The sequence below is a fragment of the Seonamhaeicola sp. NFXS20 genome (assembly GCF_049132085.1).
Taxonomy (GTDB): domain Bacteria; phylum Bacteroidota; class Bacteroidia; order Flavobacteriales; family Flavobacteriaceae; genus Seonamhaeicola.
The window spans coordinates 44772-69197 of the sequence record NZ_JAFMPU010000014.1; the positions used below are offsets into that span (position 1 = coordinate 44772).

General features: G+C 32.6%; 23 protein-coding genes and 6 tRNA genes. 5 read left to right on the forward strand and 24 right to left on the reverse strand.

Features of this window, described 5'->3' with window-relative positions:
• Positions 1-92: 92 nt before the first annotated feature.
• A complete protein-coding gene (locus tag J1D01_RS15725) occupies positions 93-1028 on the forward strand; it encodes a sterol desaturase family protein (protein ID WP_372937809.1) in 936 nt (311 codons plus the stop codon).
• Between the two features lie 98 nt (positions 1029-1126).
• Here the strand turns inward: J1D01_RS15725 and J1D01_RS15730 are convergent, their stop codons facing one another.
• Entirely contained in the window at positions 1127-1792 is a 666-nt protein-coding gene (locus J1D01_RS15730; RefSeq protein ID WP_421151514.1) for a M15 family metallopeptidase, read from the reverse strand.
• Between the two features lie 524 nt (positions 1793-2316).
• Between J1D01_RS15730 and J1D01_RS15735 the strand changes: the two genes are divergently transcribed.
• Positions 2317-3621, forward strand: coding sequence for a DUF819 domain-containing protein (locus J1D01_RS15735; RefSeq protein ID WP_372937811.1), 1305 nt, complete (start codon positions 2317-2319; stop codon positions 3619-3621).
• Between the two features lie 48 nt (positions 3622-3669).
• The gene (locus J1D01_RS15740) at positions 3670-4365 is read left to right on the forward strand and encodes a DUF4369 domain-containing protein (RefSeq protein WP_421151515.1); all 696 of its coding nucleotides are present in this window, start codon (positions 3670-3672) and stop codon (positions 4363-4365) included.
• A gap of 63 nt (positions 4366-4428) precedes the next feature.
• Here the strand turns inward: J1D01_RS15740 and J1D01_RS15745 are convergent.
• The 4 genes from J1D01_RS15745 to idi form a co-directional block, all read right to left on the reverse strand.
• Positions 4429-4502 (reverse strand) — tRNA-Thr (locus J1D01_RS15745).
• Between the two features lie 61 nt (positions 4503-4563).
• A complete protein-coding gene (locus J1D01_RS15750) occupies positions 4564-4833 on the reverse strand; it encodes a hypothetical protein (protein WP_421151516.1) in 270 nt (89 codons plus the stop codon).
• Between the two features lie 50 nt (positions 4834-4883).
• A complete protein-coding gene (locus J1D01_RS15755) occupies positions 4884-5294 on the reverse strand; it encodes a 6-pyruvoyl trahydropterin synthase family protein (RefSeq protein ID WP_421151517.1) in 411 nt (136 codons plus the stop codon).
• Positions 5278-5817, reverse strand: a complete 540-nt coding sequence (gene idi, locus J1D01_RS15760; RefSeq protein WP_421151518.1) for an isopentenyl-diphosphate Delta-isomerase — start codon at positions 5815-5817, stop codon at positions 5278-5280. The genes J1D01_RS15755 and idi overlap by 17 nt, the downstream gene beginning before the upstream one ends.
• Positions 5818-5956: 139 nt before the next feature.
• Here idi and J1D01_RS15765 point away from each other — a divergent pair, with 139 nt between their 5' ends.
• Both J1D01_RS15765 and J1D01_RS15770 read left to right on the forward strand, forming a co-directional pair.
• Entirely contained in the window at positions 5957-7546 is a 1590-nt protein-coding gene (locus J1D01_RS15765) for a peptide chain release factor 3 (protein WP_372938838.1), read from the forward strand.
• Positions 7547-7672: 126 nt separating this feature from the next.
• Positions 7673-7906 (forward strand): (4Fe-4S)-binding protein, encoded by a 234-nt coding sequence (locus J1D01_RS15770; RefSeq protein WP_421151519.1) that lies wholly within the window; start codon positions 7673-7675, stop codon positions 7904-7906.
• A gap of 34 nt (positions 7907-7940) precedes the next feature.
• Here J1D01_RS15770 and J1D01_RS15775 read toward each other — a convergent pair whose 3' ends face one another.
• From J1D01_RS15775 to J1D01_RS15865, 19 genes are all read right to left on the reverse strand, one after another.
• Positions 7941-8258 (reverse strand): DUF3467 domain-containing protein, encoded by a 318-nt coding sequence (locus J1D01_RS15775; RefSeq protein WP_421151520.1) that lies wholly within the window; start codon positions 8256-8258, stop codon positions 7941-7943.
• Between the two features lie 89 nt (positions 8259-8347).
• The gene (gene rpoC / locus J1D01_RS15780) at positions 8348-12649 is read right to left on the reverse strand and encodes a DNA-directed RNA polymerase subunit beta' (protein ID WP_421151521.1); all 4302 of its coding nucleotides are present in this window, start codon (positions 12647-12649) and stop codon (positions 8348-8350) included.
• Positions 12650-12678: 29 nt separating this feature from the next.
• Positions 12679-16491, reverse strand: coding sequence for a DNA-directed RNA polymerase subunit beta (rpoB, locus tag J1D01_RS15785; RefSeq protein WP_421151522.1), 3813 nt, complete (start codon positions 16489-16491; stop codon positions 12679-12681).
• A gap of 125 nt (positions 16492-16616) precedes the next feature.
• On the reverse strand, positions 16617-16997 hold the full coding sequence (gene rplL, locus J1D01_RS15790; RefSeq protein ID WP_076697650.1) for a 50S ribosomal protein L7/L12: 381 nt from the start codon (positions 16995-16997) through the stop codon (positions 16617-16619).
• Between the two features lie 64 nt (positions 16998-17061).
• Positions 17062-17583: a 50S ribosomal protein L10 gene (gene rplJ, locus J1D01_RS15795; RefSeq protein WP_421151523.1), complete on the reverse strand. Its 522-nt coding sequence runs from the start codon at positions 17581-17583 to the stop codon at positions 17062-17064.
• Between the two features lie 25 nt (positions 17584-17608).
• Positions 17609-18298: a 50S ribosomal protein L1 gene (gene rplA / locus J1D01_RS15800; RefSeq protein ID WP_421151524.1), complete on the reverse strand. Its 690-nt coding sequence runs from the start codon at positions 18296-18298 to the stop codon at positions 17609-17611.
• A 17-nt stretch (positions 18299-18315) separates the two neighbouring features.
• Complete coding sequence (gene rplK, locus J1D01_RS15805) at positions 18316-18753, reverse strand: 50S ribosomal protein L11 (RefSeq protein ID WP_421151525.1); 438 nt, start codon at positions 18751-18753, stop codon at positions 18316-18318.
• A gap of 76 nt (positions 18754-18829) precedes the next feature.
• A complete protein-coding gene (gene nusG / locus J1D01_RS15810) occupies positions 18830-19384 on the reverse strand; it encodes a transcription termination/antitermination protein NusG (protein WP_076697655.1) in 555 nt (184 codons plus the stop codon).
• 13 nt (positions 19385-19397) lie between these two features.
• On the reverse strand, positions 19398-19592 hold the full coding sequence (gene secE, locus J1D01_RS15815) for a preprotein translocase subunit SecE (protein ID WP_076697656.1): 195 nt from the start codon (positions 19590-19592) through the stop codon (positions 19398-19400).
• A 15-nt stretch (positions 19593-19607) separates the two neighbouring features.
• A tRNA-Trp gene (locus J1D01_RS15820) sits at positions 19608-19680 on the reverse strand.
• Positions 19681-19742: 62 nt separating this feature from the next.
• The gene (gene tuf / locus J1D01_RS15825) at positions 19743-20930 is read right to left on the reverse strand and encodes an elongation factor Tu (protein WP_421151526.1); all 1188 of its coding nucleotides are present in this window, start codon (positions 20928-20930) and stop codon (positions 19743-19745) included.
• A 65-nt stretch (positions 20931-20995) separates the two neighbouring features.
• Positions 20996-21067, reverse strand: a tRNA-Thr gene (locus tag J1D01_RS15830).
• 59 nt (positions 21068-21126) lie between these two features.
• Positions 21127-21199, reverse strand: a tRNA-Gly gene (locus tag J1D01_RS15835).
• A gap of 149 nt (positions 21200-21348) precedes the next feature.
• A tRNA-Tyr gene (locus tag J1D01_RS15840) sits at positions 21349-21431 on the reverse strand.
• Between the two features lie 41 nt (positions 21432-21472).
• A tRNA-Thr gene (locus tag J1D01_RS15845) sits at positions 21473-21546 on the reverse strand.
• A gap of 102 nt (positions 21547-21648) precedes the next feature.
• The gene (gene hpf / locus J1D01_RS15850) at positions 21649-21951 is read right to left on the reverse strand and encodes a ribosome hibernation-promoting factor, HPF/YfiA family (RefSeq protein ID WP_372938028.1); all 303 of its coding nucleotides are present in this window, start codon (positions 21949-21951) and stop codon (positions 21649-21651) included.
• A 37-nt stretch (positions 21952-21988) separates the two neighbouring features.
• On the reverse strand, positions 21989-22876 hold the full coding sequence (locus tag J1D01_RS15855; protein ID WP_421151527.1) for a tyrosine-type recombinase/integrase: 888 nt from the start codon (positions 22874-22876) through the stop codon (positions 21989-21991).
• 96 nt (positions 22877-22972) lie between these two features.
• Positions 22973-23167 (reverse strand): 30S ribosomal protein S21, encoded by a 195-nt coding sequence (gene rpsU, locus J1D01_RS15860; RefSeq protein WP_372938030.1) that lies wholly within the window; start codon positions 23165-23167, stop codon positions 22973-22975.
• Positions 23168-23251: 84 nt separating this feature from the next.
• Complete coding sequence (locus J1D01_RS15865) at positions 23252-24418, reverse strand: acyl-CoA dehydrogenase family protein (RefSeq protein WP_421151528.1); 1167 nt, start codon at positions 24416-24418, stop codon at positions 23252-23254.
• Positions 24419-24426 lie beyond the last annotated feature (8 nt).

Genomic DNA, 24426 nt, shown 5'->3' on the forward strand with positions numbered 1-24426 from the left:
ACTATTTCATTAAAAAATCTGTTATATATTACGAACCACGATATAATTATCATAAAAATGTCTTTACTAACACTTATTACTCTAATTTATAAATGAATTTCACCAATCCGTTAGTTTACGGCATACCCTGTTTTTTAGGACTTATTCTAGTTGAACTTACATATAGCAAAACACATAAAAACAAAGACCTTTATAATTGGAAAGACCTAGGTTCTAGTCTGTTTATGGGCATAGGCTCGGTGGTTTTAGCACCATTAATAAAAACCATTTCTGCCATAATTATTTTTAATTATTTATATGAGCTATGTAACCCAATGGTTAATGGTGTTAGAACAAACATTCTAGGTTATGAATCTTTTGGTTACGCATGGTATGTTTGGATAGCTTGCCAGTTTTTAGATGATTTTACTTATTATTGGTTTCACCGCCAAAACCATATGATTAGGTTTTTATGGGCTGCTCATATAGTTCACCACTCATCAGATAATTATAACTTAGGTACTGCTGTACGTAACGGTTGGTTTACCATTTTATACAAACCATTATTTTATATGTGGTTGCCTGCTATAGGGTTTCCTCCAGAAATGGTTGTTGTTTGCTTGGGTATTGAAGCCCTCTGGCAATTTCAGCTACACTCTGTGTATATTCCCAAAATGGGTTTTATTGAAAAAATATTGAATACCCACACCATGCACCAAGTCCATCATGCCAAAAACATAGAATATATGGATAAAAATCACGGTGGTTTTTTAAACATTTTTGATAAAATATTTGGAACATGGAAAGAACTAGATGAAAATATTGATATAGAATTTGGAGTTACCAAACCACCAAATTCATATAACCCACTAATTATTTTAACACACGAATACAAAGACATTTGGAATGATATGAAAAAGAGCCCTAATCTTTATCATAAATTCATGTATGCCTTTGGCCCACCAGGTTGGAGTCATGATGGCAGTACTTTAACCATTAAACAAATGCGCAAAGAAATGGCTAAAAACAAAGAAGCATCATATGCTTAATAATTAAAAAAACTTTGTTCACTCTAAAATTACTCCATTCTCAAGTTAGTTTATTGTAGAAAAGCTTAAAAACCTGTTTTTTTTAGCAAAAGCAGGTTTTATTCTATAGGAAAATCAAAATAAGTATTAGGGAATGGTTCATTTTTTAATGTAAAATGCCACCACTCCTTAAAGTAATTCTTAAATCCATATTTTTTCATCACATTTTGCAGAAGTTGCCTGTTGGCTTTTTGCTCATCTGTGATTTGCTCATAGTTAACCCAAGACTGTTTACCAAAGAAATCAAAAACGCTCCCCATATCAATTGGTTCTCCTGTATTAGCATCTATAATAGTTAAATCTACAGTACTTCCTTTGCTATGTCCAGATCTTACAGCAATGTATTCTTCTCTAAATAAATCTATTTTTTTTACATCTGGGTAAAATATAGACTTATTAATAGTATCATCTAACTTTTTAGCCCATTTAATAAAATGATTAACTGCAGATTGTGGTCTATAACCATCAAATACTTTTAAGCACAAATTATTATTCTGCAAATATTCATGTACCCTTTTTAAAGCTAAAGCTGTTTCTTCTGTTAAAATTAATTTATTTGCGTTGTAACCATCAATACGGGTTCCTACAAAATTATTTTCAGTATAATAACGTAACTCTACTTCTAAATCTGGTATAATGTCATTAACATATACAAAACCTTTAGGCAGTTGTCCAAAAGTATTTAAAACACCCAGAAATATAAGCAGTTTAATAAATGATTTCATGAACATAAATTTAGATAAAAATAATTAGAAGAAAATCTAAAGCACAAAAAAACCGAGTTCCCTCAAACTCGGTCTCTTCTTAATTTGCTTTGTTATTACGCAGTAGATTTAGGGTCTCTATATCAACAACATAATGCAAATATTAATTAATTAATCCATTGAACTAAAAAGTATGTTATTTAGTACTCTTCAAATGTAAAATTATATTTCAATTTACACGACAAAAAACATTTATAATCGATGAAATGCATTAAATTTTAACAAAATAGGTTTAAATTAAGTATTTAATCGATGAAATACATTAAATTTATTTTAAACAAATAAAAAAAAGCATCTTTTAAAGATGCTTTTTTTACTAACTAACCAACCAAAAATATGAATTACAATTACTAGTTTAAAGTAACCACTCAATAAACTTCTTGTAACTGAATGTTGTTATTTATAACACAATCATCATGCCAAACTACAAATAACCCTTCGTTTATTTTATTTATATTGCGTTATATTATTAAAAATTCTATTAAATGAATAACCAACCTTTGTTTACAGATGATACTATAGTTTTTGGGCTATTAATGCTAACTTTAGGCTTTGTTTTTTATACATCATCAAGTGAAAATTCTTTTTGGAAAAAATTCTACAAGTATATACCCGCGTTATTAATGGCTTACATGCTTCCTGGAGCATTAACCACTTTTGGTATTATTGCTCCAGAATGGACATCTATAAGTGATACTGGTGCTGTAACAAAACACAAATCTCAAGCATACTATGTGGCTAGTAGGTTTTTATTACCAGCTGCTTTAGTTTTAATGACACTAAGTATAGATTTAAAAGCTATTTATAATCTAGGTTCTAAAGCTCTAATAATGTTTTTAACAGGCACTGTGGGTGTTATTATTGGTGGTCCTATTGCTATTCTTATAATTTCTATGATTTCTCCTGAAACAGTTGGTGGAGCAGGTCCTGATGCCGTATGGCGTGGTTTGGCCACTTTAGCTGGTAGTTGGATTGGAGGTGGCGCTAATCAAGCAGCAATGCTAGAAATTTATAAGTTTAATACTGATAATTACGCAGGTATGGTCATTGTTGATATTGTTGTTGCCAATATTTGGATGGCAATTTTATTATTAGGAATAGGAAAATCAGAAAAAATTGATAAGTGGTTAAAGGCCGATAATTCAGCCATAGAAGCACTTAAAGTAAAAGTGTCTTCTTATGCAGATAAAATATCAAGAAATCCATCATTAAGCGATTTTATGGTTATTCTAGGTATAGCCTTTACCGTTGTTGGTATTGCCCATTTTGGCGCTAATAATATTTCAGAATTTTTATCTTCTAATTTTGAATCGGTTAGAGACAAATCATCTGCTATGTCTTCTTTTGGTTCACAGTTTTTCTGGATGATAACTATTGCAACGGCACTTGGAATTCTACTTTCATTTACAAAACTTAGACAATATGAAGGTGCTGGAGCTAGTAAAATTGGTAGTGTGTTTATTTATATACTTGTAGCAAGTATAGGTATGAAAATGGATCTCACTAAAATTGTTGAAAACCCAGGTTTAATTTTTGTTGGCTTAGTGTGGATGGCAATACACGTTGGGCTATTATTTTTAGTAGCAAAACTTATTAAAGCTCCTTATTTCTTTTTAGCTGTAGGTAGTAAAGCTAATATTGGAGGTGCTGCCTCTGCCCCTGTGGTAGCTGCTGCTTTTCATCCTTCTTTAGCTACTGTTGGTGTTCTTTTAGCTGTTTTTGGTTATGTTGTTGGTACTTATGGGGCAATGCTTTGTGCTGAGTTAATGAAAATTGCTGCTGGTGGCTAGCATATAATTAATAATTATATGATATTTGCGTTCAAACTAAAATCTAAAATGAAAAATATTGCATTCTTTATCCTTTCACTTTTAATTATTTCCTGCGGAAAGGAAAAACATGACTTAATTGTTAAAACACATGTTAAGGGGCTAAAAAAAGGTATTGTTTACTTAAAAAAAGTGGTAGACACTAATTTAGTTACTGTAGACTCTGTTGTTGTTAATGGTAACTCACAATTTGAATTATATAGTGACATTGAATCACCTGAAGCATTTTACTTGTATTTAGATAAAAATAGTAAAGAAGAAGATAGAATTACCTTTTTTGCAGATAAGGGTATAACAGAAATAAACACAACACTTAAAAATTTTGCTTTTGATGCTAAAATTACTGGGAGTGAACAACAAAAAGTATTAGAAGAATATTTAACTATTATGTCTAGATTAAATAATAACGATTTAGAATTAATAAAAGAAAATTTTGAAGCTATAAAAGAAGGTGATACAGCCAAAATTAATAAAATTAAAAAAGATTACGATAACTCTATTAAGCGCAAATATTTATATACTGTAAATTTTGCTTTAAATAATAAAGACAGTGAAGTAGCTCCTTACTTAGCCTTAACTGAAATTTATAATGCAAAACTAAATTTCTTAGATACTATAAATAAATCACTTACACCAAAAGTAAAAGCATCTAAATACGGTAAAGAGTTGGATGAATTTATAAAACAAATTAAAGCAAAAGAATAACTTAACATAAGTTTTATAAAACAGAAAAAGCCTTTCATTTTTGAAAGGCTTTTTCTGTTTTAGAGCCGATGGAGGGACTCGAACCCACGACCTGCTGATTACAAATCAGCTGCTCTAGCCAGCTGAGCTACATCGGCGTTTTAACGGGTGCAAATATAATATCAATTATATAATTTGCAAGAACAACATTAAAAAAAATTATCCTAATTTATTAATTTTTTCAATTAATGCCCTTCCTTTCGTTTCTAACTCATTATTTATTGCTTTATAGTGGGCTTTTACATCATCAATATTTCTAGCATTTACCTTGGCTATTAATTCATCAAATGTTTCAATAGCTTCATCAATAATTGCTTCACTTTTTTTGGTGTCTTTATCGGTGTTTTCATATTCCCAAACATACACTGCTTCAATTATATCTCCTAGTACATAATTGATATCTTTTTTAAGGTCTCTTACACTTGCCATTTTTTTAGTTTTTAAAATTTTAATAAATATAGGTAAATAAATAGAAAGAATTAATTGCCAGAATAGCTAACAAAATTTCTTGGAGTTTCATATAAAGTTATCTCTAAATCTAAATCGGGTTTAATTCTTGGTTTAATTTTATTATAAATAACTATAGAAATATTTTCTGCCGTGGGATTTAAATTTTTAAACTCTTTAACTTCAAGGTTTAAGTTTTTATGATCAAAGGCGTCTTCTACTTCTTCTTTTATAATGTCTTTTAAGGTTTTTATATCAATAACATAGCCTGTTTCTTTATCAATTTCTCCTGTAACACTTACAATTATTTCATAGTTATGTCCGTGAAAATTAGGGTTGCTACATTTATCAAAAACCTCTTGGTTTTTTTCATCGCTCCAATCTTTTCTGTATAATCTATGAGCTGCATTAAAATGCCCTTTTCTACTAACTGTTACTTTCATTTTTAACTACGTTTATGTGGTCATAGAATTTATCAAATATCACCTTAAACCACTCAGTATATAATTTAGGATGCAAGCCAATATCTTCTTTTACAGCCTTTAATGGCATCCATTTCCAACTGGCTACTTCATCTTTATTTATTAAAGGTTCACCTTGATATTTCCCAAGTAAAACATGATCATATTCATGCTCTGTTAAACCATTATCAAATGGTGCTTTGTATATGAAAGAAATAGATTCTTCTAACTCTGTTACAAAGCCCATTTCTTCTTGTAACCTACGTTTTCCTGCCTCAATATTAGTTTCTCCATCTCTTTGATGACTGCAACAAGTGTTAGTCCAAAGTCCAGGAGAGTGATATTTATTAAATGCACGTTGCTGTAACATCAATTCGTTTTTATCATTAAAAATAAAAACTGAAAAAGCACGGTGTAAAACCGCTTTTTCATGAGCTTGCATCTTGGGCATAAGCCCAATTTGCTCATCATTTTCATTTACAAGAATTACTTTTTCTTCTTCCATAACAATAAAATATCACTTAGTGATAAACAAAAATACCAAGTAATAGTTAATATATATAATGTTTATGAGAAAAACTAAATTTGAGGATGATGAAATATTAAATTATAAAGTATCTTTGCAGCCATTCAAGAATATCAACATGAGCTTTTTAAAAGAAATTGAACGCAGACGTACTTTTGGTATTATATCTCACCCAGATGCAGGTAAAACAACCTTAACAGAAAAATTGCTACTTTTTGGTGGAGCCATTCAAGAGGCTGGTGCTGTAAAAAATAATAAAATAAAAAAAGGTGCTACTAGCGACTTTATGGAAATTGAACGCCAGCGTGGTATTTCGGTAGCAACATCGGTATTAGCCTTTGAGTATAACGATATTAAAATTAATATTCTTGATACGCCTGGACATAAAGACTTTGCCGAAGATACTTTTAGAACATTAACTGCTGTTGATAGTGTTATTGTAGTAATAGACGTTGCCAAAGGTGTTGAGGAACAAACTGAAAAATTGGTTGAAGTTTGTAGAATGCGCAACATACCCATGATTGTTTTTATCAATAAATTAGATAGAGAAGGTAAAGACGCTTTTGATTTATTAGATGAAGTTGAGCAAAAACTAGGTTTAAAAGTAACACCTTTAAGTTTCCCTATTGGCATGGGGTACGAATTTAAGGGCATATACAATATTTGGGAGAAAAACATAAATCTATTTAGTGGAGATAGTAGAAAAGATATTGAAGAAACTATTGAAATATCAGATTTAGCTTCACCTGAGTTAGATACTTTAGTTGGTGAAGTTCCCGCTAATACTTTAAGAGAAGAAATAGAGTTAGTAGAAGGCATTTACCCAGGCTTTGATAAAGAAGCTTATAGAAATGGCGATTTGCAACCTGTATTTTTTGGTTCTGCATTAAATAATTTTGGTGTTAGAGAATTATTAGATTGTTTTGTTGAAATTGCACCAAAACCAAGGCCTAAACAAAGTGATATACGTTTAGTTAAACCCGACGAAGAAAAATTCACTGGGTTTGTATTTAAAATTCATGCCAATATGGATCCTAATCATAGAAATAGATTAGCGTTTGTAAAAATTGTTTCTGGTGAGTTTAAACGTAATACGCCTTATTTACATGTTAGACATAACAAAAAACTAAAATTTTCTAGTCCAAATGCCTTTTTTGCTGAAAAGAAAGAAATAGTAGATATCTCGTATCCAGGTGATATAGTAGGCTTACAAGATACTGGTAGTTTTAAAATTGGAGATACTCTAACAGAAGGTGAAATATTACAATATAAAGGAATTCCAAATTTTTCTCCAGAACATTTTAGATATATTAATAATGCAGACCCCTTAAAATCTAAACAATTAGCTAAAGGTATTGACCAGCTAATGGATGAGGGTGTTGCACAATTATTTACTTTAGAATTAAACGGAAGAAAAGTTATTGGAACCGTAGGAGCACTTCAGTATGAGGTTATTCAGTATAGACTTGAGCATGAATATGGTGCCAAATGTACTTATGAAAACTTAAATGTTGCTAAGGCTTGTTGGGTAGACCCTGAAGATGAAAAAAATGATGAGTATAAAGAATTTACTCAAGTAAAACAGCGTTTTCTTGCTAAAGACAAAAAAGGACAATTAGTTTTTTTAGCAGATTCTTTGTTTTCATTACAAATGACACAGCAGAAATACCCAAGTATTAAGTTTCATTTTACCTCAGAATTTGAATAAATTAACCTTATATTTTCTCGAATTTTGTTCATTAAATATCTTTTTTTGTGATTGAACGATTTTTTAAACCAAGAAAAATTTCAATTTATAACTTCAACTTGTTAGTCAACCCCAAATTGATATACCATGGAAATAAATTCTAAAGAATTCAGTAATAAAGATATTACGGTAACTTACGACCCTTGTATTTGTAAACTGTCTGGAAAATGTGCCGAAGAACTATCTGAAGTATTCAGTAATTCTATTATTCCTTGGGTAAATTTAGAAAACACCGAAACGAAACGAATTATTGAACAAGTAAAACGATGTCCTTCTGGTGCTTTAAAATATTTTAAAAATAAAAAACTAGAAATTTCATAAAAAAAGGTTGAACTAATAAGTTCAACCTTTTATTTTAAGCTTCACCTGTTGGCCCAAAATTAAGAGGCATTGGTGGTTGCTCATAATCTTTAATTTCACCATGGGCACTTTCAAACCTATTAACATTATCTGCTAAAGCTTTTAACAATCTTTTTGCATGCTGTGGTGTTAATATAATTCTAGATTTCACCTTATTCTTAGGAACACCGGGCATAATATTTACAAAATCTACAACAAATTCTGAAACCGAATGGTTTATAATAGCCAGATTAGAGTAAGTTCCTTCAGCTACTTTTTCATCTAATTCAATATTAATTTGCCCTTGTTTGGGTTTATTATTTTCATCTGCCATAATTATTATATTTTTAATTAAAAAAGCCTTCAAGTAATTAAACATGAAGGCTTTTTATTTTATAAACTCCTGCCTTCGCAGGAAAATTATTAATTATAATTTAATTCTTGCTTTACTTGCATCATTTCATCAAATTCTTCTTTAGAACCTACAATGATATCAGAATAACTTCTCATACCTGTACCTGCTGGAATTCTATGACCAACAATTACATTTTCTTTAAGTCCTTCTAAAGAATCTACTTTTCCTGCTACAGCTGCTTCGTTAAGAACCTTAGTGGTTTCTTGGAATGATGCTGCAGAGATAAATGATTTAGTTTGAAGTGAAGCTCTTGTAATACCTTGTAATATTGGAGTTGCAGTTGCTGGTTTAGCATCTCTAGCCTCAACAAGTTTCTTATCTTCTCTTCTTAAAATAGAATTTTCATCTCTTAACTCACGTGGTGATACAATTTGACCTGCTTTAAGGTTTGTAGAATCACCAGCATCTTCAATAACTTTCATTCCGAAAATATCATCGTTTTCTTTTATGAAATCTGCCTTGTGAATTAATTGGTTTTCTAAGAAAATAGTATCACCAGAATCAATAATTCTTACTTTACGCATCATCTGTCTAACAACTACTTCAAAGTGTTTATCATTAATTTTCACACCTTGTAAACGATATACTTCTTGTACCTCATTTACTAAGTATTGTTGTACAGCTGAAGGTCCTTTGATATTTAAAATATCATTTGGTGTTACAGAACCATCAGATAAAGGCATACCCGCTTTAACATAATCATTTTCTTGAACAAGAATTTGATTTGAAAGTTTTACTAGATATTTCTTAACATCACCAGTTTTAGACTCAACAATAATTTCACGGTTACCACGCTTAATTTTTCCAAAAGAAACAACACCATCAATTTCACTTACCACAGCTGGGTTAGATGGGTTACGTGCTTCAAACAACTCGGTTACACGTGGTAAACCTCCTGTAATATCACCTGCTTTAGCAGATTTACGAGGTATTTTAACTAACACTTTACCTACGTTAATTTTCTCACCGTCATCAATCATTATATGAGCTCCAACTGGTAAGTTGTATGAACGAATGGTTTCTCCTTTATCATCCTGAATATGGATGGTAGGAATTAACTTCTTATTTCTAGATTCTGAAATTACTTTTTCTTGGAAACCTGTTTGCTCATCAATTTCTACTTGATAAGTAACACCTTGCTCAATGTTTTCGTATTTAATTTTACCAGCAAACTCTGAAATAATTACACCGTTATAAGGATCCCAAGTACAAACTACATCGCCTTTACTTAATTTTTGTCCGTTCTTAATTAATAAATAAGAACCGTAAGGGATATTATTTGTACTTAAAACAATTCCTGTCTTTTCATCAATTAATTTGATTTCAGATGTACGAGAAATAACAATGTCAATTTCATTGCCTTCATTATCTACACCTTTAACAGTTTTTAAATCTTCAATTTCTGCTTTACCATCAAACTTAACAGCAAGTTTATTATCTTCTGAAATGTTACCTGCAATACCACCTACGTGGAATGTACGTAAGGTAAGCTGAGTACCAGGTTCACCAATAGATTGTGCTGCAACAACACCAACTGCTTCACCACGTTGTACCATTTTACCTGTGGCTAAGTTACGTCCGTAACATTTAGCACAAATACCTTTTGTAGCTTCACAAGTTAATGGCGAGCGTACTTCTAAACTTTCAATTGGTGAATTTTCAATATTTTTAGCAATATCATCATCAATTAATTGACCTGCTGCAACTAATAATTCATCAGTAACTGGGTCATAAACATCATTTAATGATACACGTCCTACAATTCTTTCTTCTAAAGTTTCAACAACTTCATCATTTTTCTTTAAAGGTTCTACTTCAACACCTCTTAACGTTCCACAATCTTCTGTGTTAACAATAACATCTTGAGAAACATCTACCAAACGACGTGTTAAGTAACCTGCATCGGCAGTTTTAAGAGCCGTATCTGCAAGTCCTTTACGAGCACCGTGCGTAGAGATAAAGTATTCTAAAATTGAAAGACCTTCTTTAAAGTTAGAAAGAATTGGATTTTCAATAATTTCTCCACCTCCTGCATTAGATTTTTTTGGTTTTGCCATTAATCCACGCATACCGGTTAACTGACGAATTTGTTCTTTAGATCCACGAGCACCAGAATCAAGCATCATAAATACCGAGTTGAAACCTTGTTGGTCTTCGCGAATACGTTTCATAGATAGTTCAGTCAATTCAGCATTCGTAGAAGTCCAAATATCAATAACCTGATTGTAACGTTCGTTATTGGTAATAAGTCCCATATTATAGTTACCCATAATACCATCAACTTGTTTATTGGCAGCATCAATCATAGATTGCTTTTCTTGTGGTATAATAATATCACCTAAACTGAATGATAAACCTCCTTTAAATGCGAAGTTGAATCCTAAAGTTCTAATAGCATCTAAGAAATCTGCCGTTTCTGGAACTGATGTTGCTTTTAAAATATCACCAATAATATCTCTTAACGATTTTTTAGTTAATACTTTATTGATAAATCCAGCTGCTTCTGGTACATGTTGGTTAAATAGTACACGTCCAACAGTGGTTTCAATAAGCATTCTGTCTAGCTTACCTTCTTCATTAATATCAATGGTACGAACTTTTATTGATGCATTTAAATCTACACGTTTTTCATTGAATGCAATTTCTACCTCTTCTGGAGAATAGAATGTTAAGCCTTCACCTTTAATAGGCATTTCTGGTGTAGATTTTCGTTCTTTAGTCATGTAATATAAACCAAGAACCATATCTTGAGATGGTACCGCTACTGGCGAACCATTTGCAGGGTTTAAGATATTATGAGATGCCAACATTAATAATTGACACTCTAAAATAGCTTCTGGTCCTAATGGCAAGTGAACCGCCATTTGGTCTCCATCAAAATCGGCATTAAATGCTGTACACACTAATGGGTGTAACTGGATAGCTTTCCCTTCTATTAATTTAGGTTGGAAAGCTTGAATACCAAGTCTATGAAGCGTAGGAGCACGGTTTAGTAATACAGGATGTCCTTTAAGAACATTCTCTAAGATATCCCAAACTACTGGCTCTCTTTTATCTATAATTTTCTTTGCAGATTTTACAGTTTTTACTATACCTCTTTCAATTAATTTTCTAATTACAAAAGGTTTGTAAAGTTCTGCTGCCATATTTTTTGGCAATCCACATTCATATAATCTTAATTCTGGACCAACAACAATTACAGAACGTGCAGAATAATCAACACGTTTACCAAGTAAGTTTTGACGAAAACGCCCTTGCTTACCTTTTAATGAATCTGATAAAGATTTTAATGGTCTGTTAGAATCTGTTTTAACAGCAGAAGACTTACGTGTGTTATCAAATAATGAATCTACAGATTCTTGTAACATACGTTTTTCGTTACGTAAAATTACTTCTGGCGCTTTTATTTCAACCAATCTTTTAAGACGATTGTTACGGATAATTACACGACGGTATAAGTCATTTAAATCTGAAGTTGCAAAACGGCCTCCATCTAAAGGTACTAACGGACGTAATTCTGGTGGAATTACAGGAATAACCTTCATAATCATCCATTCTGGACGGTTCTCACGGTTATTATTAGACTCACGTAAAGCTTCTACAACTTGTAAACGTTTTAAAGCTTCTGTTTTACGTTGTTTAGACGTTTCAGTATTTGCTTTATGACGTAACTCATATGATAAAGATTCTAAATCTATTCTTGCTAAAAGCTCAATTAAACATTCAGCTCCCATTTTAGCAATAAACTTTTCTGGATCTGAATCATCTAAATATTGGTTTTCTTGCGGAAGCGTTTCAAGAATATTTAAGTATTCTTCTTCTGTTAGGAAATCCATTTTTTGTAATGGTTCTCCTTCTTCATTTTTAGCATTACCTGGTTGAATTACTACGTAACGTTCGTAGTAAATAATCATATCTAATTTCTTAGATGGTAACCCTAATAAATAACCAATTTTATTTGGTAAAGAACGGAAATACCAAATGTGTGCCACAGGCACTACAAGGTTAATGTGCCCTACTCTATCTCTACGTACTTTTTTCTCAGTAACTTCAACACCACAACGGTCACAAACAATACCTTTATAACGAATACGCTTATACTTACCACAAGCACATTCATAGTCTTTTACAGGACCAAAAATACGCTCACAAAACAAACCATCGCGTTCTGGTTTATGCGTACGGTAATTAATAGTTTCTGGTTTTAAAACTTCACCTCTAGATTCTGCTAAAATAGATTCTGGTGATGCTAAACCAATAGAGATTTTATTAAATCTCTTAACTGTATTTTTATCTTGTTTTCTTGCCATAATATATGGATGAAATGATTTTTAATTTACTATTCTTCTAATCTAATGTCTAATCCTAAACCTTTTAATTCATGCATTAATACATTGAATGATTCAGGTAATCCAGGATCTGGCATTGGTTCGCCTTTAACAATACTTTCGTAAGTTTTAGCTCTACCAATTACATCATCAGATTTTACAGTTAATATTTCTCGTAAGGTACTTGATGCACCGTATGCCTCAAGTGCCCAAACTTCCATCTCACCAAAACGCTGACCCCCAAATTGTGCTTTACCACCTAATGGTTGTTGAGTAATTAATGAGTAAGGTCCTATAGAACGTGCGTGCATTTTATCATCTACCATGTGGCCTAATTTAAGCATGTAAATTACGCCAACCGTAGCAGGCTGATCGAAACGTTCTCCTGTTCCACCATCATATAGATATGTATGACCGAAACGTGGTATTCCAGCTTCATCTGTCAATTCATTAATTTGATCTAAAGTAGCACCATCAAAAATAGGGGTTGCAAATTTGCGACCTAATTTTTGACCAGCCCAACCAAGAACTGTTTCATAAATCTGACCAATATTCATACGTGATGGTACCCCTAGTGGATTTAATACAATATCTACTGGCGTTCCATCTTCTAAGAATGGCATATCTTCTTGACGAACAATACGAGCAACGATACCTTTGTTACCGTGACGTCCTGCCATTTTATCACCTACTTTAAGTTTACGTTTTTTAGCTATATAAACTTTAGCAAGTTTGATGATACCTGCTGGTAATTCATCACCTACAGAAATGGTAAACTTCTCACGTCTTAAAGATCCTTGTAAATCGTTCTCTTTAATTTTATAGTTGTGAATTAAATCTGCTACTAATTGATTGGTATGCTCATCTGTTGTCCATTTTCCTGACACTAAATGTGCATAATCATCAACAGCATTTAACATTTTCAAAGTGAACTTTTTACCTTTTGGCAATACTTCTTCTCCTAAATCATTATAAATACCTTGAGCAGTTTTACCGTTTACAATAGCAAATAATTTATCAACTAAAACAGCTTTTAAATCATCAAATTTTCTATCATATTCAGCTTCTAAAGCTAAAATATCATCTTTATCTTGAGCTCTTTTACGCTTATCTTTTACGGCTCTAGCAAATAATTTTTTATCAATTACAACACCGTTTAATGATGGTGAAGCTTTTAAAGATGCATCTTTAACATCTCCTGCTTTGTCACCAAAGATAGCACGTAATAATTTCTCTTCTGGTGTTGGATCAGATTCTCCCTTTGGTGTAATTTTACCTATTAAGATATCACCTGGTTTAACTTCTGCACCAACACGAATCATTCCGTTTTCATCAAGATCTTTTGTAGCTTCTTCAGAAACGTTAGGAATATCATTAGTTAACTCTTCATTACCTAGTTTTGTATCTCTAACTTCTAAAGAGTACTCATCTATATGAATAGATGTAAAGATATCTTCACGTACAACCTTTTCAGAAATCACAATGGCATCTTCAAAGTTATACCCTTTCCAAGGCATAAAGGCCACTTTCATGTTTCTACCAAGTGCTAACTCTCCTTTTTGAGTGGCATAACCTTCACAAAGTACCTGACCTTTAGTTACTCTATCACCTTTTACAACAATTGGTTTAAGGTTAATAGAAGTACCTTGGTTTGTTTTTCTGAATTTTACTAAAGGATAAGTTTTAACATCAGAATCAAAACTCACTTTAGCTTCATCTTCTGTACGGTCGTATCTAATTTTAATTTCAGTTGCATCAACGTATAGTACCTCACCTGATCCTTCTGCATTTATTAATACTCTAGAATCTTTAGCTACTTGACGCTCTAAACCAGTACCAACAATAGGAGCATCTACTCTTAATAAAGGTACAGCTTGACGCATCATGTTAGATCCCATTAATGCACGGTTTGCATCATCATGCTCTAAGAAAGGAATTAAAGAAGCTGATATGGATGAAATTTGGTTTGGTGCAACATCTGTATAATGCAGTTCTTTAGGATCTATTACAGGGAAATCACCTTCCATTCTGGCAATAACTTTATCGTGTAAAATCTTACCATCATCATCTACTTTAACAGTTGCCTGCGCAATTAGTTTTTCTTCTTCTTCCTCTGCACTTAAATAAGTTGGTTCGTTTTTAATATCTACAACACCATCAGTTACTTTTCTATATGGCGTTTCAATGAATCCCATAGAATTCACCTTTGCAAATACTGATAAAGATGATATCAAACCAATATTTGGTCCCTCAGGTGTTTCAATAGGACATAAACGTCCGTAGTGAGTATAGTGTACATCACGAACCTCGAAACCAGCTCTCTCTCGAGATAAACCTCCTGGTCCTAATGCTGATAAACGACGTTTATGAGTAATCTCTGCTAATGGATTGGTTTGATCCATAAACTGAGATAATTGGTTTGTACCAAAGAATGAATTAATAACAGATGATAAAGTCTTTGCATTAATTAAATCTATTGGCGTAAACACCTCGTTATCACGTACATTCATACGCTCACGAATAGTACGTGCCATACGAGCTAAACCAACACCAAACTGAGAAGATAACTGTTCACCTACGGTACGTACACGACGGTTAGATAAGTGATCAATATCATCAATCTCTGCTTTAGAGTTGATTAACTCAATTAAATATTTTATAATAGTTATGATATCTTCTTTGGTAAGTACTTGCTTGTCCATTCCAATATCAAGACCTAATTTTTTATTCATTCTGTAACGACCAACTTCACCTAAGGAATAACGTTGATCTGAAAAGAATAATTTATCAATTATTCCACGAGCAGTTTCTTCATCTGGTGGTTCTGCGTTACGTAATTGGCGGTAAATATGCTCAACAGCTTCTTTTTCAGAGTTTGTTGGATCTTTTTGAAGCGTATTATGAATAATAGCATAATCTCCTTGTTCAGATGTTTCTTTATGTAAAAGAATGGTTTTAACCTCTGCACCTAAAATTTCTTCAATATGCTCTTTTTCTAGCACAGTATCACGATCAAGCACAATTTCGTTACGCTCAATAGATACTACTTCACCTGTATCTTCATCAACAAAATCTTCATGCCAAGTGTTAAGTACACGTGCTGCTAATTTTCTGCCTAAATACTTTTTTAATCCCGTTTTTGATACTTTAACTTCTTCAGCTAAATCAAAAATTTCTAAAATATCTTTATCGCGTTCAAAGCCAATAGCTCTGAATAATGTTGTTACAGGTAACTTTTTCTTTCTATCAATGTAAGCGTACATTACCTGATTGATGTCTGTAGCAAATTCAATCCAAGAACCTTTGAAAGGAATTACCCTTGCTGAATATAATTTTGTTCCATTGGCGTGGAATGACTGCCCAAAGAACACCCCAGGTGAACGGTGTAATTGAGATACTACAACACGTTCTGCTCCATTGATTACAAATGTACCGCTAGGTGTCATGTAAGGAATGGTTCCTAAATAAACATCTTGAACTATAGTTTCAAAATCTTCATGTTCAGGATCTGTACAGTATAATTTTAGTCTTGCCTTTAAGGGAACACTGTAAGTTAGTCCTCTTTCAATACACTCTTCAATAGTATATCTAGGTGGATCTATGAAGTAATCTAAGAATTCTAAAACAAATTGATTACGAGAGTCTGTGATTGGAAAATTTTCCATGAAGGTATTATAAAGACCTTCGTCACCTCGTTCTTCAGACTTTGTTTCTAATTGGAAAAAATCCTGGAAGGATTTAATTTGAATATCCAAGAAATCTGGATATTCTGTTCTATTTACAATAGACGAGAAATTTAATCTTTCAGCTTGTGTTGACAACATCAATGAACGGAATTTTGATTAAAAAAAATAGTGATAGCGTATGTACTCTTTATATACGCAAAATGGTTTAGGTCTTAGAGAATCTTCCTCCAGACCTAAACCTTTATGTTTTTAGGTTACTTAGCTTACTTAAGCTCAACCTCAGCTCCAGCCTCTTCTAATGAAGCTTTTAAGCCTTCTGCTTCGTCTTTAGAAACACCTTCTTTAATAGCGCTTGGTGCCTCATCAACTAATCCTTTAGCTTCTTTTAAGCCTAAACCAGTTAATTCTTTAACTAATTTAACTACAGCTAATTTAGATCCTCCTGGTGCTTTAAGAATTACATCAAACTCAGTTTTTTCTTCTGCAGCTTCTCCTCCACCAGCAGCACCACCACCAGCAGCAACAGCTACAGCTGCAGCAGCAGGCTCGATACCATACTCATCTTTTAATATAGTAGCTAACTCATTAACTTCTTTTACTGTTAAGTTAACTAATTGTTCTGCGAAATCTTTTAAATCTGCCATTTTTCTATCGTTTTAATAAATTTTTAATAATAATATAATTGTAATAAGTGCGTACTTTTTAATACTACCCTTCTTTTTCAGAAAGAGTTTTAATAATACCAGCCAGTTTTCCGCCTCCTGATTGAAGTGCAGAAACAACGTTTTTAGCAGGCGATTGTAATAATGTTACAATTTCACCAATCAACTCTTCTCTAGACTTGATATCTACTAATACGTCTAACTGTTCATCGCCAATATAAATAGCTTCCTCAATAAACGCTCCTTTTAATAAAGGTTTATCTGATTTCTTACGGAAGGTTTTTATTAACTTTGCTGGCGCATTACCAGTTTCGCAATACATCACAGATGTATTCCCTTTTAAAACCGTTGGAAGATCTCCAAAATCTTTATCTGAAGCTTCCATGGCTTTTTCTAGTAATGTATTTTTAACTACGGCCATTTTTACGTTTGCTTTAAAGCAAGCACGACGTAAAGCTGAGGTTGTTCCTGCGTTTAACCCTGAAATATCTGTTAAATAGATATTTGTACTATTAGCTAATTCGCTAGTTAATTCCTCAATTACTTGTGATTTTTCTTCTCTTGTCATAATAAAAGTTTTTAACTAAGGTTAATTAACCAATCTTAGGGTCAATAGCAACACTAGGACTCATAGTAGATGACATGTAAATGCTTTTTACATATGTTCCTTTTGCAGCAGTTGGCTTAAGTTTTATTAATGTTTGTAATAATTCATTTGCATTACCAGCAATTTTATCAGGACTAAACGATGCTTTACCTATTGCAGCGTGAACAATACCTGTTTTATCAACCTTAAAGTCAATTTTACCTGCTTTTACTTCACTTACTGCTTTAGCTACATCCATAGTTACTGTACCAGTTTTTGGGTTAGGCATTAAACCACGAGGACCTAATACACGTCCTAAAGGACCTAATTTACCCATAACGCTTGGCATAGTAATAATAACATCAACGTCTGTCCAACCACCTTTAATTTTATCAAGGTACTCTTGTAAACCTACATAATCAGCACCTGCTTCTTTAGCTTCTGCTTCTTTATCTGGTGTTACTAATGCTAATACTTTTACGTCTTTACCAGTACCATGAGGTAATGAAACCACACCTCTTACCATTTGATTTGCTTTTCTAGGATCTACACCTAAACGTACTGCTAAATCAACTGATGCATCAAACTTAGTATTGGTAATTTCTTTAATTAATGCTGAAGCTTCATCTACCGAATAAAGTCTTCCTTTTTCAATTTTCGCTACAGCTTCTTTTTGCTTCTTTGTTAATCTTGCCATTTCTAATGTTTTAAAGATTAATTAGGGAATTTCCCTGTTACAGTGATTCCCATACTTCTTGCTGTACCAGCAACCATTTTCATAGCAGACTCAATAGTAAATGCATTTAAATCAACCATTTTGTCTTCTGCAATAGTTTTAACCTGATCCCAAGAAACTTTAGCTACTTTTTTTCTGTTTGGTTCTCCTGAACCCTTCTTCACCTTGGCCGCTTCTAATAATTGTACTGCAGCCGGAGGGGTTTTAATTACAAAGTCGAAAGACTTGTCTTTATAAACCGAAATTACAACTGGTAATACTTTACCTGCTTTATCTTGAGTTCTAGCATTAAATTGCTTACAAAACTCCATGATATTAACTCCAGCAGCACCTAGAGCGGGTCCAACCGGTGGCGACGGATTCGCTGCACCTCCCCTAACTTGTAGCTTAACTACTTTACTTAACTCTTTTGCCATTTTTAATAATTTAATTTGATACACTTCTTATAAGTTGGAAGCTTAAGAATGTATCTATTATATAGTGTAACAATTATTATACTTTTTCTACTTGCATATAGCTTAACTCTAATGGTGTTTTTCTTCCAAAAATCTTTACCATTACTTCAAGCTTACGCTTTTCTTCATTTATTTTTTCAATGGTACCATCAAATCCATTAAACGGACCATCAATAACCTTAACAGTTTCTCCTTTTGTAAATGGAATGGCTACATTGGTAGTTTCTTCTACCGATAGTTCATCAACTTTACCTAACATTCTATTTACTTCAGATTGCCTTAACGGTACTGGATCCCCTCCTTTGGTTTCACCTAAAAACCCAATTACGTTAGTAACTGACCTGATAATATGAGGAACCTCTCCCGATAAATTGGCTTGAATCATAATATATCCAGGGAAATAAACTTTTTCTTTACTTATTTTTTTCCCGTTTCTTATCTGAATTACTTTTTCGGTAGGCACTAATACTTGATCAACATAATCTTGTAAACCTAAACGAGCTATTTCATTCTCAATGTAAGTTTTAATTTTGTTTTCTTGACCACTTACAGCCCTAACTACATACCACTTTTTTTCGCTAACTTCAGACATAATTTTTTATTAACTACTTAATTAAATCAAAGTAAAAACCAATAACTTTACTAAAAACTGTATCTACTCCCCATATTGCTAAAGAGAAAACAATTGTAAACACAGCTACTAGTACGGTTAAACTTTGAGCTTCTGCCCAAGTTGGCCAACTTACATTAGTCTTAAGTTCATTAAATGATTCTTTAATATAATTTACAAATCCTGCCATTTATAATTTTATTTGCACGGGTTGCGAGACTCGAACTCACGACACCTGGTTTTGGAGACCAGTGCTCTACCAACTGAGCTAAACCCGTAAACATAAGTCAAGGTATTCCGAAAAACGGAATACCTTAAGCTTACACTATATTTAACTGTATTAGTCTAAAATTTCAGTTACCTGACCAGCACCTACAGTTCTACCACCTTCACGGATAGCAAAACGTAAACCAATATTCATTGCAATTGGTTGGATTAACTCAACAGTAATAGTTAAGTTATCACCAGGCATAACCATCTCTACACCATCAGGTAAAGCAATATTACCAGTTACATCAGTTGTACGCACGTAGAACTGAGGACGGTAGTTATTATGGAATGGCGTATGACGTCCACCTTCTTCTTTTTTAAGGATATAAACCTCAGCTTTAAATTTAGCATGTGGCGTTACAGAACCTGGTTTACAGATCACCATACCTCTTGAGATTTGAGTTTTCTCAATACCTCTTAATAAGATACCAGCGTTATCACCAGCCTCACCTCTATCTAATATTTGACGGAACATTTCAATTCCTGTAATAGTAGAAGTTAATTTTTCAGCTCCCATACCAATAATTTCAACAGGATCTCCTGTATTAGCAATACCAGTTTCAATTCTACCAGTTGCTACAGTACCACGACCTGTAATAGAGAATACATCTTCTATTGGCATTAAGAAATCTTTATCAATTTCTCTTGTTGGCTCTTCAATCCAGTTATCACAAGCTTCCATTAATTCTAAAACCGTATCTACCCATTTTTGCTCACCGTTAAGTGCACCTAAAGCAGAACCAGAAATTACAGGACCATTATCTCCATCGTATTCATAGAAGTTTAACAAATCTCTAACTTCCATATCAACAAGCTCTAAAAGCTCTTCATCATCAACCATATCAACTTTGTTTAAGAAAACAACGATACGAGGAATACCTACTTGACGACCTAACAAGATATGCTCACGTGTTTGTGGCATTGGTCCATCAGTTGCAGCAACAACTAAGATAGCACCATCCATTTGAGCAGCACCAGTTACCATGTTTTTTACATAATCGGCGTGACCTGGACAGTCTACGTGCGCATAGTGACGGTTAGCTGTTTGATACTCTACGTGAGATGTATTAATTGTAATACCTCTTTCTTTTTCTTCTGGAGCATTATCAATCTGATCGAAGTCTTTAGCTTCAGATAAACCTGCATCTGCTAACACTTTTGTAATAGCAGCTGTTAAAGTTGTTTTACCGTGATCTACGTGTCCAATAGTACCTATATTTAAATGTGGTTTTGAACGATCAAAAGTTCCTTTTGCCATGTTAAAATAATTTAATCTTAGTTATATAATAATATTAGTGTATATTCTAATTCTTTTCAAAATTGAGCCAACGACGGGATTTGAACCCGTGGCCTCTTCCTTACCAAGGAAACGCTCTACCCCTGAGCTACGCCGGCGTAAAGTGTTTACATCCTCATTTAATTTAAATGAGATTCCTGCCTTCGCAGGAATTTAGAGCGGGAGACCGGGTTCGAACCGGCGACATTCAGCTTGGAAGGCTGACGCTCTACCAACTGAGCTACTCCCGCGTTTTTTGCAAACTATTTTTGTTTGCTTGGTTTTATTAGAATTATCTTATTATACTCGATATTCTAAATTAAAAACCCATTCCAAATAATTTCAAAACGCAGTTTTACAAAAGTGAACTTTTGACAACTCCTAAATTTAAAATTACTTGTGGGAAGAGCAGGATTCGAACCTGCGAAGGTAAAAACCAACAGATTTACAGTCTGTCCTCGTTGGCCGCTTGAGTATCTTCCCAATTTATCCAGTATTTTAAAGAACTTATCTTCTTTTATTTGAGCCGATGGAGGGACTCGAACCCACGACCTGCTGATTACAAATCAGCTGCTCTAGCCAGCTGAGCTACATCGGCGTTTTTATACGCTTTTTTGCATAAAAAAAGTCCGCTATTTCTAACGGACTGCAAATGTATTGATTTATTTTTTTATTCAAAACATTTTTTAAGAAATTTTATTTATAAATGTGCTCTTAATTTCTCTTTTCGTTTTTTTAGTTGTCTTTCTAATGATGAAACTGCCATGTCTGCACCTTCTTCAAATGATTTACATTGTTTTTTCACTACAAAACTATCTCCAGGAACGCTTACTCTTACTTCAAAAACTTTGTTTTCTTTGTCACTAGTATTTTCTAATTTTAAATAAACATCTGATTTAATTACTTTGTCATAGAACAAATCTAGTTTATCCATTCTTTTTTGGATAAAGTCTAATAATTTTTTGTCTGCGCTGAAATTAACGGATTGCGTGTTTACTTTCATACTTTTCTTTTTATGGTTAGACAATAATTTCTTGCTGTTATTTTTTGCTTCTTGGGTGTGCTTTAATGTGCACTTTTTTTAATTCAGCTATACTGTTGTGAGTATAAATTTGTGTGGCAGCCAAACTAGAATGTCCTAAAAGTTCTTTCACAGCATTAATATCGGCACCTTGGTTTAGTAAATGTGTTGCAAAAGAATGTCTTAATATGTGAGGACTTCTTTTTACTTTTGAAGATGCCTTACTAAAATAGTTATTTATTATTCTGTAAACAAGTGTTTCGTAAATTTTAACCCCTTTTTTTGTTAAAAATAAACTATTAGTGTCTTTTATATTTTCTAATTTTTGCCTTATGTTTATATACTTACGCATTGTTTGCTGTACTGAGTTTAATAACGGCACCATGCGTTCTTTATTTCTTTTACCTAATACTTTTAACGTTTTATTATCAAAATCTATACTAGACAGTTTTAGGTTAACTAATTCTATTCTACGAATACCTGTTGAATAAAATAGTTCTACTATTAATTTATCTCTTATACCTTCAAAATCATTTTCATCAAAATTATCTATAACTGCTATTATTTCTTTTTCTGAAAATGGCACTTGCACTTTTTTACTTGTTTTTAAAGCTTTGTGTTTTGCTAGTGGGTTTATTTTGATGTCTCCTACTTTTAAAAGGAATTTATAATAGGTATTTAGTGCAGAAACTTTTCTGTTAATACTGCGATTAGATACTCCGTTTTCTACCATTGACACTATCCAACTTCTAATTTGTGAATAGTTTACATTTTTAATATTGTTGGTTTGACATTCTGAACTTACAAATTGTAAAAAGCTATTTAAATCATTTTGATAGGCTTTTACTGTTAACTCTGAATACTTTTTTTCTAGTAATAAATAATCTATAAAAGGTGATAATGGCATTGTTTGAAATGGGCTTTTGTTAAAGATAGCACTTTATTTTGAAGCAAAAAAAATCCCGCAAAAAGCGGGATTTAATTTTTATGTAAACACAAAAGATTAAATATCTTCTGCATCTCTTAATTTTTGAATGTATTGCGCTTTTTGTATTTGCGCTCTACGTGCTACCGAAGGTTTAGTAAATTGCTTACGTGTTTGTAAAGCTCTCTTTCTACCTGTTTTATCAAATTTTCTTTTGTAACGTTTTAACGCTCTATCTATATTTTCTCCTTCTTTAATTGGTATTACTAACATAGTGTCTTAACCTCCCTTCTTTTAAAATTTTGGAGTGCAAATATAAAAATTATTTCTAATTTAGAATTTTTAATTAGAAAAATTTTATGTTACTGGTTTATAACTTTTTTTATCGATAATTATTTTTGATAAAATTTCTCTTAAAATTTCTGAAGTACCACCTCCTATTGGCCCCAACCTACTATCTCTTAAAAGTCTTGCCATTGGGAACTCTTCCATATACCCATAGCCTCCTAAAAATTGCAAGCAGTTATAAATAACATCATCTGCCATTTGTGTAGATTTTAATTTAGATATGGTAGCTTCTTTTACAACATACATACCCTGATTAAGTTTATAGGCTACTGAGTAATTGAACTCCTTACAAACTTCCATATCTGCATATAAATCTGATAATTTATGACGAAGGGCTTGAAACTTATCTATGGTTTTACCAAATGCCATACGTTCTGACATGTACTGCTTTGCATAATCTAAAGCATATTCTGCTCTAGCATGGGCGTTTACTCCCATTACCAATCTCTCTAAAGAAAAATGCTGAAGAATATAACCAAAGCCTTTATTTTCTTCTCCTAATAAATTACTAGCTGGTATTTTTACATTATCAAAAGCTATTTCTCCGGTATCTGATGCTCTCCAACCTAATTTATCTAGTTTAGTAGCAGATACTCCGGGTGTTTCTCTATCTACAACAAATATGCTAATGCCTTTATTGCCTAATTCTGGGCTTGTTTTTGCTGCAACTACTAAATAATCGCTATATACACCATTAGTAATAAATGTTTTAGACCCGTTTAAGATATAATAATCTCCTTGTTTAACTGCTGAAGATTTTATTCCTGCTACATCACTACCTCCAAATGGTTCTGTAATACAAAGGCAACCTAATTTTTCTCCAGATATACTTGGTGCCAAATACTTTTGTTTTATAGCATCAGTTCCTTCTGTATTAAGATGGGTCATAGCTAAATAAACATGAGCCCATAATGCTGCTGCAAATCCTCCTGAGTTTACTTTTTGAAGCTCTTCTAAAAGAATTACCATGTAAAACATGTCTAAATTTAAGCCGCCATAAGCCTCGGGGTAACTAATTCCCAAGAAACCCATGTCTCCAAACTTTTTCCAAATAGACTTATCTATATTACCTGTTTGCTCCCATTGTTCTATATTTGGAACTACTTCTTTTTTTAAAAAATCTTGAAGGCTTTTTCTAAATAGGTTATGTTCTTCGGTGAAGTACATACTGTTCATCTGCACAC